This window comes from Streptomyces sp. NPDC029152, from assembly GCF_055564355.1.
The window spans coordinates 188,003-200,588 of record NZ_JBVHWR010000006.1 but is presented as its reverse complement, the minus strand read 5'-3'; the positions used below and the strand labels follow the sequence as shown (position 1 = coordinate 200,588).

Below are 12,586 nucleotides of genomic sequence, written 5' to 3'. Positions count from 1 at the left end.
ACGGGTGCCGCGCGGTCACCGTCCCTCGCGGCGCCCGGACCGGCCGCGTCCCCCGGGGCGCCGCGGAGGCCGGGGTGCCGTCGAGCCGGTGAACGGCGGCAGGGTTTCGATCCGCTCGTCCGGCACGACCGTCGACGTGATCCGTTCCGGCGCGGCCCGGGCCGGGGTGAGCGGGTGGCCGGGGAAGTGCGCGTCCCCCGCCGCGTCGTCGGCCACGTGGCGCGGAAGCCCGCCGGTCACCTCGGGTGCGTAGGGGTGGGGACGGAAGCGGTCGGCCGGCCCCGCCCGCGCCCTCACGGCCGCCTGCCGCGCCCGGCCGTCGGTCCCTCCGCCGCCCCCGCCTCCAGCACCGTGCTGCACGCGGCCTTCGGCACCGTCCACCACCCGAGGAACACCTGCCCGTGTCCGTTCGGCCGCGGCACCTCGGTCAGCTGCCGGGCCGCCGGCGCGCAGAGGCCCGGGCGCACCCCTTCCTCGTCACCACGTTGCATAAACGTGCATCGAAACGTATAGTCATGCCATCCAGGAGGAGGGTTTTCCATGGCGGTACGTGCGGCGGTGGCCGGAGCGAGCGGGTACGCGGGCGGAGAGCTGCTGCGTCTGCTCCTCGCGCACCCCGAGATCGAGATCGGCGCCCTGACCGGCAACTCCAACGCCGGTCAGAGGCTCGGCGCGCTGCAGCCGCACCTGCTGCCGCTGGCCGACCGCGTCCTGGAGGCGACGACGCCCGAGGCGCTCGCCGGGCACGACGTCGTGTTCCTCGCGCTGCCGCACGGCCAGTCCGCCGCCGTCGCCGAGCAGCTCGGACCGGACGTGCTGGTCGTGGACATGGGCGCCGACTTCCGGCTGGAGGACGCCGCCGACTGGGAGAAGTTCTACGGCTCCCCGCACGCCGGCACCTGGCCCTACGGCCTGCCCGAACTGCCGGGTCGCCGCGCCGCGCTGGAGGGGTCCAAGCGCATCGCGGTGCCCGGTTGCTACCCGACCGCCGTGTCGCTGGCGCTCTTCCCGGCCTACGCCGCCGGCCTCGCCGAGCCCGAGGCCGTGATCGTCGCCGCCTCCGGCACCTCCGGCGCGGGCAAGGCGGCCAAACCCCACCTGCTGGGCAGCGAGGTCATGGGCTCCATGTCGCCCTACGGCGTCGGCGGCGGCCACCGGCACACCCCCGAGATGATCCAGAACCTCGGCGCGGTCGCCGGCGAGCCGGTCTCCGTCTCCTTCACGCCCACCCTCGCGCCGATGCCCCGCGGCATCCTCGCCACGTGCAGCGCCAGGGCGAAGGACGGGGTGAGCGCCGAATCCGTCCGCGCGGCCTACGAGAAGGCCTTCGCCGACGAGCCCTTCGTGCACCTGCTCCCCGAGGGGCAGTGGCCCGCGACCGCCTCCGTGTACGGCTCGAACGCCGTCCAGGTGCAGGTCGCCCACGACGCCGCCGCGGGCCGCGTCATCGCCATCAGCGCCATCGACAACCTGACCAAGGGCACCGCGGGCGGTGCCGTCCAGAGCATGAACATCGCCCTGGGTCTCGACGAGACCACCGGACTGACGACGATCGGAGTTGCGCCGTGAGTGTGACGGCAGCAAAGGGATTCACGGCGGCGGGCATCGCCGCCGGGATCAAGGAGAACGGCAACCCCGACCTGGCCCTCGTGGTCAACACCGGCCCCCGTCGCGCCGCCGCGGGCGTCTTCACCTCCAACCGCGTCAAGGCCGCACCGGTCCTGTGGTCCGAGCAGGTGCTCAGGAGCGGCGAGCTGACCGCCGTCGTCCTCAACTCCGGCGGCGCCAACGCCTGCACCGGCCCCCAGGGCTTCCAGGACACCCACGCCACCGCCGAGAAGGCGGCCGAGGTGCTCGGGACGGGCGCGGGCGAGATCGCCGTCTGCTCGACGGGCCTCATCGGCGTCCTGCTGCCCATGGACAAGCTGCTCCCGGGCGTCGAGACCGCCGCCGGACAGCTGTCCGAGCACGGCGGCGAGAAGGCCGCCATCGCCATCAAGACCACCGACACCGTGCACAAGACGTCCGTGGTGACCAAGGACGGCTGGACCGTCGGCGGCATGGCCAAGGGCGCCGGCATGCTCGCCCCGGGCCTCGCCACCATGCTCGTCGTCCTCACCACGGACGCCGACCTGGACGCCGGGGCGCTCGACCGGGCCCTGCGCGCCGCCACCCGCGTCACCTTCGACCGGGTCGACTCCGACGGCTGCATGTCCACCAACGACACCGTGCTGCTGCTCGCCTCCGGCGCCTCCGGCGTCACCCCCGAGTACGCGGAGTTCGCCGAGGCCGTCCGGACCGTCTGCGACGACCTCGGGCAGCAGCTCATCCGGGACGCCGAGGGTGCCAGCAAGGACATCAAGGTGGAGGTCGTGAACGCCGCGACCGAGGAGGACGCCGTCCAGGTGGGCCGCACCATCGCCCGCAACAACCTCCTCAAGTGCGCCATCCACGGCGAGGACCCCAACTGGGGCCGCGTGCTCTCCGCCATCGGCACCACGTCCGCCGCCTTCGAGCCCGACCGGCTCAACGTCGCCATCAACGGCGTCTGGGTCTGCAAGAACGGCGGCGTCGGCGAGGACCGCGAACTGGTCGACATGCGCTACCGCGAGGTCCACATCGTCGCCGACCTCGCCGCCGGCGACGCCACCGCGACGATCTGGACCAACGACCTCACCGCCGACTACGTCCACGAGAACAGCGCGTACTCCTCATGAGCACCACTCGCAAGCACACCGCCCTCCCGAAGGCGCAGATCCTCATCGAGGCGCTGCCGTGGCTGGTCCGGCACAACGGCAAGACCGTCGTCATCAAGTTCGGCGGCAACGCCATGGTCGACGAGGACCTGAAGGCCGCGTTCGCCCAGGACGTCGTCTTCCTGCACCACGCCGGCCTCAAGCCCGTCGTCGTGCACGGCGGCGGCCCCCAGATCAGCGCCGCCCTCGACAAGCACGGCATCGTCAGCGAGTTCAAGGCCGGCCTGCGCGTCACCACCGAGGACGCCATGGACGTCGTACGGATGGTGCTGGCAGGGCAGGTGCAGCGCGAGCTGGTCGGGCTGCTCAACCAGCACGGCCCGCTCGCCGTCGGCCTCACCGGCGAGGACGCGCACACCATCACCGCCACCAAGCACCAGCCCGAGATCGACGGCGAGCCGGTCGACATCGGACGGGTCGGGGAGATCACCCGGATCGACACCGGCGCCATCGAGGCCCTGCTCGCCGACGGCCGCATCCCGGTCGTCTCGTCGGTCGCCCGTTCCCAGGACGATCACCATGTCTACAACGTCAATGCTGATACGGCGGCTGCGGCACTCGCTGCGGCGCTCGGCGCCGAGACTCTCATGGTCCTCACCGACGTCGAGGGCCTCTACGAGGACTGGCCGGACTCCGACGAGGTGATCAGCCGCCTCACCGCGTCCCAGCTCGAGAAACTGCTGCCCGAGCTGTCCAGCGGCATGGTGCCGAAGATGGAGGGCTGCCTGCACGCCGTACGCAACGGCGTCACCACCGCCCGCGTCATCGACGGCCGGGTCCAGCACTCGATCCTGCTGGAGATCTTCACCGACGAGGGCATCGGCACCATGGTCGTGCCGGACGAACAGGGGGAGTCGTGAGCAACGAGGAACTGACCGCGCGGTGGCAGGGCGCGCTCATGAACAACTACGGCACGCCCCGCCTGCCCCTGGTGCGCGGGGAGGGCTCCCGGCTCTGGGACGCCGACGGCAACGAGTACCTCGACTTCGTCGGCGGCATCGCCGTCAACGCCCTCGGCCACGCCCACCCGGCGGTCGTCGACGCGGTGAGCCGGCAGATCGCCTCCCTCGGCCACGTCTCCAACCTGTTCGTCGCCGAGCCGCCCGTCGCGCTCGCCGAACGGCTGCTCCAGCACTTCGGCCGCGACGGCAAGGTGTTCTTCTGCAACTCCGGCGCCGAGGCCAACGAGGGCGCCTTCAAGATCGGCCGGCTCACCGGACGGCCGCACATGGTCGCCACCGACGGCGGCTTCCACGGCCGCACCATGGGCGCCCTGGCGCTGACCGGGCAGCCCGGCAAGCAGGAGCCCTTCCTGCCGCTGCCCGGTGACGTCACGCACGTCCCGTACGGCGACGCCCAGGCGCTGGCCGCCGCGGTCACCGGGGACACCGCCCTGGTGATCATCGAGCCGGTCCAGGGCGAGAACGGGGTCGTCGTCCCGCCGCCCGGCTACCTGAAGGCGGCGCGGGCCATCACCGCGGCCACCGGTGCCCTGCTGGTGCTGGACGAGGTGCAGACCGGCATCGGCCGGACCGGGCACTGGTTCGAGTACCAGGCCCACGAGGGCGTCCTGCCGGACGTCGTCACGCTCGCGAAGGGCCTCGGCGGCGGACTGCCGCTGGGCGCGACGGTCGCCTTCGGGCGCGCCGCCGATCTCCTCCGGCCCGGCCAGCACGGCACGACCTTCGGCGGCAACCCCGTCGCCTGCGCCGCCGGCCTCGCCGTCCTCGACACCATCGCGGGCGAGGGACTGCTGGACAACGTCAAGCGGCAGGGCGAGAGACTCCGCGGCGGGATCGAGTCCCTCGGCCACCCACTGGTTGCCCACGTCCGGGGCGCCGGACTGCTCCTGGGTATCGTGCTCACCGAGCCGCTCGCGCCCACGGTGCAGCAGGCGGCCCAGGACGCCGGGATCCTCGTGAACGCGCCCGCGCCCGATGTCGTACGGCTGATGCCCGCGCTGAATCTCGGCGACGACGCGGTGGACGCGTTCCTGGGGGCGCTGCCCGGCATCCTTGACCAGGCCCACGAGGCCCACGGGGACGGACGATCCGGAGAATGAGACGACGATGAGCCAGGCGCAGGAGCACGAGCAGACCAACGGGCCTGCCGTACCGCAGACCCGCACCGCACGCCACCGCCGGATCGTGGACATCCTCAACCGGCAGGCGGTGCGCTCGCAGAGCCAGCTGGCGAAGCTGCTCGCCGACGACGGGCTGACCGTCACGCAGGCGACGCTCTCCCGGGACCTGGACGAGCTGAACGCGGTGAAGATCCGCAACACCGACGGCGACCTCATCTACGCGGTGCCCAGCGAGGGCGGTTTCCGCACCCCGCGGGCCCCGCTCGGGGAGTCGGCGAAGGAGGAGCGGATGCGGCGGCTCTCCGCGGAGCTGCTGATCTCCGCGGAGGCGTCCGCGAACCTCGTGGTCCTGCGGACCCCTCCGGGGGCGGCGCAGTTCCTCGCGTCGGCGATCGACCAGGCGGAGCTGCACGACATCCTGGGGACGATCGCGGGTGACGACACGCTGCTGCTGATCAGCCGGGATCCGGACGGCGGTCAGGCGCTCGCGGACCATCTGCTGCGGCTGGCGCAGAACGGGCACTGACCCGCGTGCGCCTCCCGGCCGGCGGGCGGAGAATGAAGATGTGATCTTCCGGAGCCGGGGCGCAATCCCCTGGCGTCGGCCGGCCGTACACAGAGGTGTGGCGTGTTACGGATCCCCGGTGGACCACCTTTCGGACGAAGCCCTGCTGTCCGGGCTGTCCACCGGGGACCAGGAACTCGCCGTCGCCTTCGTACGGAGGTTCCAGCACAGGGTCTTCGGTGTCGCCATGGCCGTCACCGGTGATCCGCAGCTCGCCGAGGACATCGCCCAGCAGACGTTCGAGCGGGCGTGGCGTCATGCGCAGATCTACGACTCGCGCCGCGGGTCGGTCACGACCTGGCTGACGACCATCGCGCACAACCTCGCCATCGACGCCGTCCGCGCCCGGCGGACGGAGGCGGTGGCGCCCGAGGACCTCGAAGTGCTCCTGGGCGTCGTCACCGAGACCCCCGAGCGGTGGGCGCTGGCCGACGAGGCCTCGTCCCAGCTCCGGGCCGCCCTGGCGCGGCTGCCGCGGGAACAGGCGCGCGCCCTGGTGATGGCGGGTGTCTACGGAATGACGGCCCAGCAGATCGCCGACTGGGAGAAGATCCCGCTGGGCACCGCCAAGACGCGGATCAGGGCGGCGATGGGCAAACTGCGGACCACGCTCGCGGCTCCGAAGCGAGGCGACCATGTCCAGTGAGGTGACCTGCGGGAAGCTGCGGGAGATCGGCGCCGAACTGGCGCTGGGCGTGCTGTCCGGCCGCGAGCGGGCCGTGGCCGTCGCGCACCTGGACCGGTGCGCGCGCTGCCGCGAGTACGTCGAGCACCTGACCCTCGTCGGCGATCGGCTGATCGGGCTGCTGCCGGGCCGTGAGCCGCCGCTCGGCTTCGAGACGCGGGTGGCGCGCGCCCTGGCCCAGGACGCGGCGGTGTACGAGCGGCGCCCGCGCGAGAGCGGCCCCGCGCGCACGGGCCTGCGCGGCCGCGCCCGGCAGGCCCGGCTGCGGCTCGCCTCGGTGGCGGTCGCGTTCGCCGTCGCCTTCGGGGCCGCCGGATGGGGGATCGGCACCGTCGTCGAGGAGGCCCTGGCCCCGCCCCCACCGGCCGTCGGGACCGAGACCGTGATGGTCGGCGACCTGACCTCGGCCGGGGCCGGGGACCGGCCCGCCGGCGAGGTCTACGCCCAGCCCGGGAGTCCCGGCTGGGTCTTCATGTCCGTCGACCTGGCGGGCCCCGGCAGCGCGTACACCGGCAGGGTCACCTGTCTCCTCGAGCGCTCCGACGGCACGACGTTCAAGCTCGGCGACTTCCCGGTGCGCGACGGTCGCGGTGCGTGGGGCGTGTCGGCCCCCGTCGACCCCGCCGCCCTGTCCGGTGCCCGACTGACCTCCTCGGACGGCACGGTCCTCGCCACGGCCCCGCTGGAGACCGGCCAGATCCGAACCGGCGAGACGTGACCCCGTCGGCCCGCCACGGGCTCAGCCACCGGGCCGCCGCGCGCCGGGCGGGGCGGGGCCGAGGGCGGCGGACAGTTCGGGGACGGTGGGGCGGGCCGGCGGGTCGGGGCGCAGGCAGGCGTCGACGGCCGTGGCGAGGGCGGCCGGCAGGCGCCGGCGCGAGCCGACCGACGGAGCGGACCGTTCCAGCTGGGGGCAGCGCTCGTCGCCCGGGCTCTCGGTGCCGGAGGTGTACGGGCCGGCGCCCCCGCCGGGCCCGCTCCCGGTCCCCGGGGTGCCGAACGGCAGCTCGCCGCAGGCGACCTCGAACAGGGTGACACCGATGCCCCACACGTCGGCGGCGGCCGTCAGATGCCCGCCCCGGGCCTGCTCGGGGGCCAGGTAGCAGAACGTTCCCAACCCCGCGGGAGCCGGACCGGGAGGCCGTGCGACGCTCAGGTCCAGCACCTTGGCGTGACCGCGGTCCACCACCACGTTGGACGGCTTGAGGTCCAGGTGCAGCAGGCCCCGGCGGTGGAGGTAGTGGACCGCGGAGCACAGCTGGACCCCGAGGAGCGCCACGTCGGCGGCGGACGGCCGGTGCCGCAGCCGCCGCACCAGGTGGGACAGCGTCTCGCCGGTCAGCGTCTCCAGCACCACGAGCGGCTCGGGAGACTCGAAGGTCTCGTAGCCGCGGACCAGGTGGGGGTGGGTGAACTCCCGCAGCCACCGGCCCTCCCGCAGCAGCCGCTCGCGCAGCCGCTCCTCGCCACGCCGGTCGGGACGCACCACCTTGATCACACACCGGCAGTCCCGTTCCTCGCTCCAGGCGTCGTAGACGTCCAGCCAGCCGGTGCGGGTCAGGTGCGCCAGGATCCCGTAGCCCGGGACCGGTCGCGTGCCCGGGGCCAGGGCCGGGGCCGGCCGGACGGGAGAGACGCTCATGACGCCACCCTCCCCGGGGACGGGACCGCGTCCAGGGCGTTCAGCCGGTGCAGCCGGGCGTAGGCGCCGCCGAACCCGACCAGCTCGTCGTGGGTGCCCTGCTCGGCCACCCGGCCCTGGTCCAGGACGACGATGCGCGTGGCGTCCCGGACGGTCAGCAGGTTGTGGGAGATGACGACGGTCGTCCGCCCGGCCATGAGCCTGCGCAGCGGGCCGGTGATCCGCCGGGCCGACCGGGCGTCGAGTCCGGTGGTCGGTTCGTCGAGCAGCAGCACGGGTGCGTCCCGGATCATCGCGCGGGCGATGGCCAGCCGCTGGCACTGCCCGCCGGACAGCGTCCGGCCGCGCTGGCCGACCAGCGTGTCGTAGCCCTCCGGGAGCCGCTCGACGAACTCGTGCGCGTCCGCGGCGCGCGCCGCCGCGACGACCTCCGCCTCCGTCGCCCCGGGCCTGCCGTAGGCGATGTTCTCCCGCACGGTGCCGTGGAAGACGAGCGTCTCCTGCAGCACCACCGCGACGCTGTCCCGTACGTCGGACAGGGCGAGTTCCCGCAGGTCCGTCCCGTCGAGGCGGACCGCTCCCCGGTCGGGGTCGTAGAAGCGCAGCTGCAGCTTCGCGGCCGTCGACTTGCCGGCCCCGCTGGCCCCGACCAGCGCCAGCGTCTGACCGGGCGCCACCCGGAAGGACACGTCCGACAGGGCCCAGGACGCGGCTCCGGGGTAGCGGAACCAGACGCCGTCGAACTCCACCTCGCCCCGCGCCCGGCCGGTGCGCCGGGCGCCCGCGGCCTCGACGACCTGCGGCCGCTGGTCCAGCAGCTCGATGATCCGTTCGGCCGAGGCGGAGGCCGCGTAGAAGGCCGTGCCGAGGTGGGACAGGCCGCGGACCGGACTGTAGAGCTTGCCGATCAGCGCCAGGAAAACCAGCAGGCCGCCCAGCGTCAGCTGTCCCTGGGCCAGCTTCCAGGTGCCGAGTCCCATCACCGCGAGACCGCCGGACACCTCGATGATCTGCACGACCGGTCCGTAGACGGCGCGGATCCGCGCCGACGCCATGGCCGCCCGGAACCTGCCGGCGTTCTCCCTCTCGAACCGGCGCTCCTCCCAGCCCTGCCGGTTGTACGCCTGCACCAGGGCGACGTTGCCCAGCGACTCCTCGGCGATCGCGCTGATCGAGCCGCTGCGCCGCCTGCGCTCTCGCGAGGCCGCCTTGACCAGCCGCGAGAAGTGACGGGCGGACGCCCAGAACAGCGGCACGATGGCGAGGGAGAGCAGGGTCAGGTCCCAACGCAGGTGGAACAGCAGACCGAGGAAGACGCCCAGGCGGATCACGTAGTAGAGGACGTCCGCGACCCCCGACAGCAAGAACGTCTCGACCGCGTCGACGTCGCCGGTGACCCGCGACAGCACGTCACCGAGCCGCCGGCGTTCGAAGAAGCCGAGCGACAGTCCCTGCACGTGCCGGAACACGTCGGAGCGCAGGGAGAGCAGGAAACGTTCGCCGACCCAGGTGGACGTCACGTCGTCGCCGAAGCCCAGGACGCCGGAGCAGAGGACGAGCCCCAGATAGGCCGGTGCGATCCACAGGAACGGACGCAGGTCCCGGGGGACGAGCACGTCGTCCACGACGATCTTGAAGAGCCAGATCTCGGCCGCGTCGACGGCGGGGCCGGCCAGGCTGAAGAGGGCGAGCGGGACGAGCCAGCGGCGGCCGCCGCGGGTGTAGGGCCAGAACCGCCGGAACACCTCGCGCAGGGGGACCGGGGGCGCGCCGGCGACCACGGCGTCGGAGGTCTCGCCCACCGACAGCAGACGCCGCAGGACCCGCGCCATGGCATGTGTTCCTCGGAGATCGGCGGCGAAGCGGACCGGGTCCTCCGGTCACCGGCCCGCTCAGCCTTCGGATGCGGTCAGTAGCCGTTGTGCCCGTGGCCGTCGCCGTGGCCGTGCCCGTGTCCGTGGCGGTCGCCGTGGTCGTGGCGGTCGCCGTGGTCGTGGCGGTGACCGTGCCGCGAGCTGTCGTCGTGCGACGTGTCGCGGCCGCGGTCGTGGCCCTTGGCCGGCATGAGGCTGCTGAAGATGGCCATGTGTTCCTCCTGGAAATCGCTGCACTGGGGGTACGTCTCAGAGCGGCGGTCGGATCGCGTTCCGGGCAAAAATGCCGAAACAAGACTTTCAGCCGAGCAGCTCCGCCAGCCCTCCGGTGCACCGCACCTCGTCCCCCGAGGTCGTCAGCAGCCCTTCCACCCCGTCCAGCGACTCCAGCCACAGCAGCCCCTCCCGCGACCCCATCGCGAACGCCGCCGTCGCCCAGCAGTCCGCCCACGTCAGCCGCGGCCCCACCACCCTCACCGCCACCAGGTCCGTCACCGCGGACCGCCCGGTGCGCGGATCGACGATGTGCGCCCCCCGCTCCGCCGTGCCGGACGTCGCGACGGCCAGCTCCGTCGCCCCGGCGGCGGAGACGACGGCCGCGAGCCCGCCCGGCCGCAGCGGATCCGCCACCCCCACCCGCCACGGCCTCCGCGCCCCCGGCGCCCCGAGCACCTGCACGTCCCCGCCCCCGTTGACGCTGACGCCGCTCGCTCCCGCCCCCGCGACGAGCCGGGCCGCACGCTCGGCCGCCCAGCCCTTGACGATCTCCGTCGGGTCGAGCCGCCCCCGGTACGACGGGCTGAACCAGCCGCCGCTCACCCGCTCCGCCTCCGCCGCCAGCTCCAGCACCTCGCCCACCTCGGGCACGCACCGGGCGGCGGTCGGCTCGCCGCGCGCCAGCCGGGAGACCTGGCTGTCCTCCCGGTAGGTGCTGAACACCCCGTCCACCCGGTGCAGTCCGGCGACCGCCTCGTCCAGCGCCGCCCGTACGGCCGCCGGTTCCCCGCCGCGGACGTCGAAGGAGAAGACGGTCCCCGTCGTCTCCACCGTCCGACGCACCGCGGCGGGAGCCCGTGCGGGTCCGGCCACCGTGTCAGTCACCGGCCTCGTCCAGCGCCGACTGCAGGGACCGCCGGTACCCGGCGCTGGTATAGGTCGCCCCGGAGACGGCGTCGATGTCGGCGTCGCCGGCCGCCAGAGCCGCCTGGTCGAGGCGGGGCACGGCGTCGGCGGTGATCCGGTCGCTGCGTCCGCCCGCGGGCGCCCGGACGGCCTCGGCCGCGGTGATCCTGCCGCCGCTGAGGGTGATCCGGACCCGCACGGGCCCGTACCGGGTGCCGGCCGCGTCGCCGGTGACCGTACCGGCGCCCGTGCCCCGTCCCCCCTGCGGCGGCCGCGCGGCCACGGGCGGCGCGGTGCCGCCCGCCGCCGTGGCGGAACCCGGGTCGGACGCGGGCTTCAGCGACAGCAGCAGCACGATGCCGGACGCGGTCGCCGCGCCGGCGAGCACGGCCCGCCGGACGGGGTGGTTCTTCCTCATCTGAGCCGAGCTCCTGGTGTCCGTCGCTCACATCGCGAACGACTCGTGGTGGATACGGCGGGCGGGGACCCCCGCGCCGCGCAGTGCCTCGTACACCGACCGGGCGAAACCGGGCGGCCCGCACAGGAAGACGTCGTGGCGGTCGAGGTCCGGGATCTTGCGGCTCAGGTTCTCGGCGGAGAGGTCCGGCCGTTCCCCGCCCGGGCCGTTGACCGCGTACATCAGCCGGGCCCCGCGCTCGTCGGCGATCCGGGCCAGCTCGCCCCACAGCGCGAGGTCCCGGGTGCTGGTGGCCCGGTAGAGCAGGGTGATGTCGCCGGAGGCGCCCGGCAGCGTCTCGAACAGCGCCCGCATCGGCGTGATCCCGACCCCGCCGGCGATCAGCAGCACCTTGCCGCGGCTGCGGCGCCGGGCGGTCAGGGCGCCGTACGGGCCCTCCGCCCACACCCGGGTGCCGGGGGCCAGCTCGCGCAGCCGGGCGCTGTGGTCGCCGATCGCCTTCACGGTGATCCGCAGCGTGTCCGGACGCGGCGCCGCCGACAACGAGTACGGGTGGGAGCTGAACCGCATGCCCGGCGCGAGGAACCGCCAGCGGAGGAACTGCCCGGCCTCCGCGCCCATCCGGTGCAGCCGGCGTCCGCCGATCAGCACCGACACGATCCCGGGCGTCTCCTCGATCACCGCCTCGACGCGCAGCCGGTGCCGCAGGTTCAGCCGGACCGGGGTCAGGATCCGGTACCGGAGCACGAGCGCGCTCACCGTCCCGTACAGCGCGTACCAGGCGGTCTTCGCGACCGGTTCGACGGCGAAGTCGTTGCCGGTGGTCAGCTGGTGCCAGAAGGTCAGGAACACCGCCGCGTACGTCAGCAGGTGCACGTGGTACCAGGCGTCGTACGGGACGCGGCGGCGGACCGGGCCGGCGGACAGCAGGCCGATGGCGACCAGCAGCCCGGTGCCGACGGCGGCCTTCCCCATGTCGGGCAGCTGGTTCACGGAGTCGGCCGTCCGCCGGACGATGTCGCCGAGCCCCTTGCCGGCCTGCGCCGCGTGGCCCCACATGACCAGGAAGACGTGGGCGAGGACCAGGCAGAGCGTATAGCGGCCGGTCATGGCGTGCCAGCGGGCCACCCGGCCGGAGCCCACCCGCCGTTCCAGCGCGGGCACGCGGGCCGCCTGGAGCACCACCAGCGCCATGAGGTACCCGGCGAGCAGTCCGGTGATCCGGCCCGCGTCGAGGATCCTTCCGGTGCCGTCGGTGATGGCGGGCGTGTTGCGCCACCACAGCCACAACACGCCCGCCCCGCCCGCCCACACGGCGAGCAGCAGGGGGACGGCCGGGGAGCGGCGCGGGCGGATGCGCCGCGTCGTCTGGCGGCGGGCGGCGCGGCCGCCGGCGAGCGTGGTGGTCACGGTTCCTCCGTGGGGACTCGGCCCTTGGCCC

At 73.9% G+C, this 12,586-nt stretch carries 15 protein-coding genes; 7 read left to right on the top strand and 8 right to left on the bottom strand.

The genetic code is table 11. From position 1 onward, the window contains the following. Positions 1–15 precede the first annotated feature (15 nt). Positions 16–240 (bottom strand): hypothetical protein, encoded by a 225-nt coding sequence (locus ACZ4V6_RS15165; RefSeq protein WP_467826889.1) that lies wholly within the window; start codon positions 238–240, stop codon positions 16–18. Positions 241–293: 53 nt separating this feature from the next. Continuing rightward, positions 294–491, bottom strand: coding sequence for a hypothetical protein (locus ACZ4V6_RS15160; RefSeq protein WP_467826887.1), 198 nt, complete (start codon positions 489–491; stop codon positions 294–296). Positions 492–540: 49 nt separating this feature from the next. On the opposite strand from ACZ4V6_RS15160, the gene argC reads away from it, so the two are divergent. From argC to ACZ4V6_RS15125, 7 genes are all read left to right on the top strand, one after another. Continuing rightward, on the top strand, positions 541–1,569 hold the full coding sequence (gene argC / locus ACZ4V6_RS15155; protein WP_467826885.1) for an N-acetyl-gamma-glutamyl-phosphate reductase: 1,029 nt from the start codon (positions 541–543) through the stop codon (positions 1,567–1,569). Continuing rightward, positions 1,566–2,717 carry a bifunctional glutamate N-acetyltransferase/amino-acid acetyltransferase ArgJ gene (gene argJ / locus ACZ4V6_RS15150; RefSeq protein WP_467826883.1) on the top strand — a complete coding sequence of 384 codons (1,152 nt, stop codon included), beginning with the start codon at positions 1,566–1,568 and terminating at the stop codon, positions 2,715–2,717. Before argC ends, argJ begins: the two co-directional genes overlap by 4 nt. Then, entirely contained in the window at positions 2,714–3,616 is a 903-nt protein-coding gene (argB, locus tag ACZ4V6_RS15145) for an acetylglutamate kinase (RefSeq protein WP_467826881.1), read from the top strand. Before argJ ends, argB begins: the two co-directional genes overlap by 4 nt. After that, positions 3,613–4,818, top strand: coding sequence for an acetylornithine transaminase (locus ACZ4V6_RS15140; RefSeq protein WP_467826879.1), 1,206 nt, complete (start codon positions 3,613–3,615; stop codon positions 4,816–4,818). Before argB ends, ACZ4V6_RS15140 begins: the two co-directional genes overlap by 4 nt. Before the next feature lie 7 nt (positions 4,819–4,825). Beyond that, on the top strand, positions 4,826–5,365 hold the full coding sequence (locus tag ACZ4V6_RS15135) for an arginine repressor (RefSeq protein WP_467826876.1): 540 nt from the start codon (positions 4,826–4,828) through the stop codon (positions 5,363–5,365). Positions 5,366–5,483: 118 nt separating this feature from the next. Then, entirely contained in the window at positions 5,484–6,050 is a 567-nt protein-coding gene (locus tag ACZ4V6_RS15130; RefSeq protein ID WP_467826874.1) for an RNA polymerase sigma factor, read from the top strand. Next, positions 6,040–6,807 (top strand): hypothetical protein, encoded by a 768-nt coding sequence (locus ACZ4V6_RS15125; protein WP_467826872.1) that lies wholly within the window; start codon positions 6,040–6,042, stop codon positions 6,805–6,807. Before ACZ4V6_RS15130 ends, ACZ4V6_RS15125 begins: the two co-directional genes overlap by 11 nt. A gap of 21 nt (positions 6,808–6,828) precedes the next feature. On the opposite strand, the gene ACZ4V6_RS15120 is transcribed toward ACZ4V6_RS15125, so the two are convergent. The 6 genes from ACZ4V6_RS15120 to ACZ4V6_RS15095 all read right to left on the bottom strand — a co-directional run bounded on the left by ACZ4V6_RS15120 (position 6,829) and on the right by ACZ4V6_RS15095 (position 12,555). Beyond that, complete coding sequence (locus tag ACZ4V6_RS15120; RefSeq protein WP_467826870.1) at positions 6,829–7,731, bottom strand: serine/threonine-protein kinase; 903 nt, start codon at positions 7,729–7,731, stop codon at positions 6,829–6,831. Beyond that, positions 7,728–9,563 carry an ABC transporter ATP-binding protein gene (locus ACZ4V6_RS15115; protein ID WP_467826867.1) on the bottom strand — a complete coding sequence of 612 codons (1,836 nt, stop codon included), beginning with the start codon at positions 9,561–9,563 and terminating at the stop codon, positions 7,728–7,730. Before ACZ4V6_RS15115 ends, ACZ4V6_RS15120 begins: the two co-directional genes overlap by 4 nt. Before the next feature lie 77 nt (positions 9,564–9,640). Beyond that, the gene (locus ACZ4V6_RS15110) at positions 9,641–9,817 is read right to left on the bottom strand and encodes a hypothetical protein (RefSeq protein WP_467826865.1); all 177 of its coding nucleotides are present in this window, start codon (positions 9,815–9,817) and stop codon (positions 9,641–9,643) included. An 88-nt stretch (positions 9,818–9,905) separates the two neighbouring features. Then, on the bottom strand, positions 9,906–10,694 hold the full coding sequence (locus ACZ4V6_RS15105) for an FAD:protein FMN transferase (protein ID WP_467827379.1): 789 nt from the start codon (positions 10,692–10,694) through the stop codon (positions 9,906–9,908). Positions 10,695–10,698: 4 nt separating this feature from the next. Beyond that, positions 10,699–11,145, bottom strand: coding sequence for an FMN-binding protein (locus ACZ4V6_RS15100; protein ID WP_467826863.1), 447 nt, complete (start codon positions 11,143–11,145; stop codon positions 10,699–10,701). Positions 11,146–11,172: 27 nt separating this feature from the next. After that, the gene (locus ACZ4V6_RS15095; protein WP_467826861.1) at positions 11,173–12,555 is read right to left on the bottom strand and encodes a ferredoxin reductase family protein; all 1,383 of its coding nucleotides are present in this window, start codon (positions 12,553–12,555) and stop codon (positions 11,173–11,175) included. Positions 12,556–12,586: the final 31 nt, after the last annotated feature.

What these genes read in the sequence shown, in the direction of transcription:
- ACZ4V6_RS15110 (WP_467826865.1), bottom strand. Translation starts at nt 9,817, where the DNA reads ATGGCCATCTTCAGCAGCCTCATGCCGGCCAAGGGCCACGACCGCGGC.
- ACZ4V6_RS15135 (WP_467826876.1), top strand. Translation starts at nt 4,826, where the DNA reads ATGAGCCAGGCGCAGGAGCACGAGCAGACCAACGGGCCTGCCGTACCG.
- ACZ4V6_RS15120 (WP_467826870.1), bottom strand. Translation starts at nt 7,731, where the DNA reads ATGAGCGTCTCTCCCGTCCGGCCGGCCCCGGCCCTGGCCCCGGGCACG.
- argC (WP_467826885.1), top strand. Translation starts at nt 541, where the DNA reads ATGGCGGTACGTGCGGCGGTGGCCGGAGCGAGCGGGTACGCGGGCGGA.
- ACZ4V6_RS15115 (WP_467826867.1), bottom strand. Translation starts at nt 9,563, where the DNA reads ATGGCGCGGGTCCTGCGGCGTCTGCTGTCGGTGGGCGAGACCTCCGAC.
- ACZ4V6_RS15160 (WP_467826887.1), bottom strand. Translation starts at nt 491, where the DNA reads ATGCAACGTGGTGACGAGGAAGGGGTGCGCCCGGGCCTCTGCGCGCCG.
- ACZ4V6_RS15100 (WP_467826863.1), bottom strand. Translation starts at nt 11,145, where the DNA reads ATGAGGAAGAACCACCCCGTCCGGCGGGCCGTGCTCGCCGGCGCGGCG.
- ACZ4V6_RS15125 (WP_467826872.1), top strand. Translation starts at nt 6,040, where the DNA reads ATGTCCAGTGAGGTGACCTGCGGGAAGCTGCGGGAGATCGGCGCCGAA.
- argB (WP_467826881.1), top strand. Translation starts at nt 2,714, where the DNA reads ATGAGCACCACTCGCAAGCACACCGCCCTCCCGAAGGCGCAGATCCTC.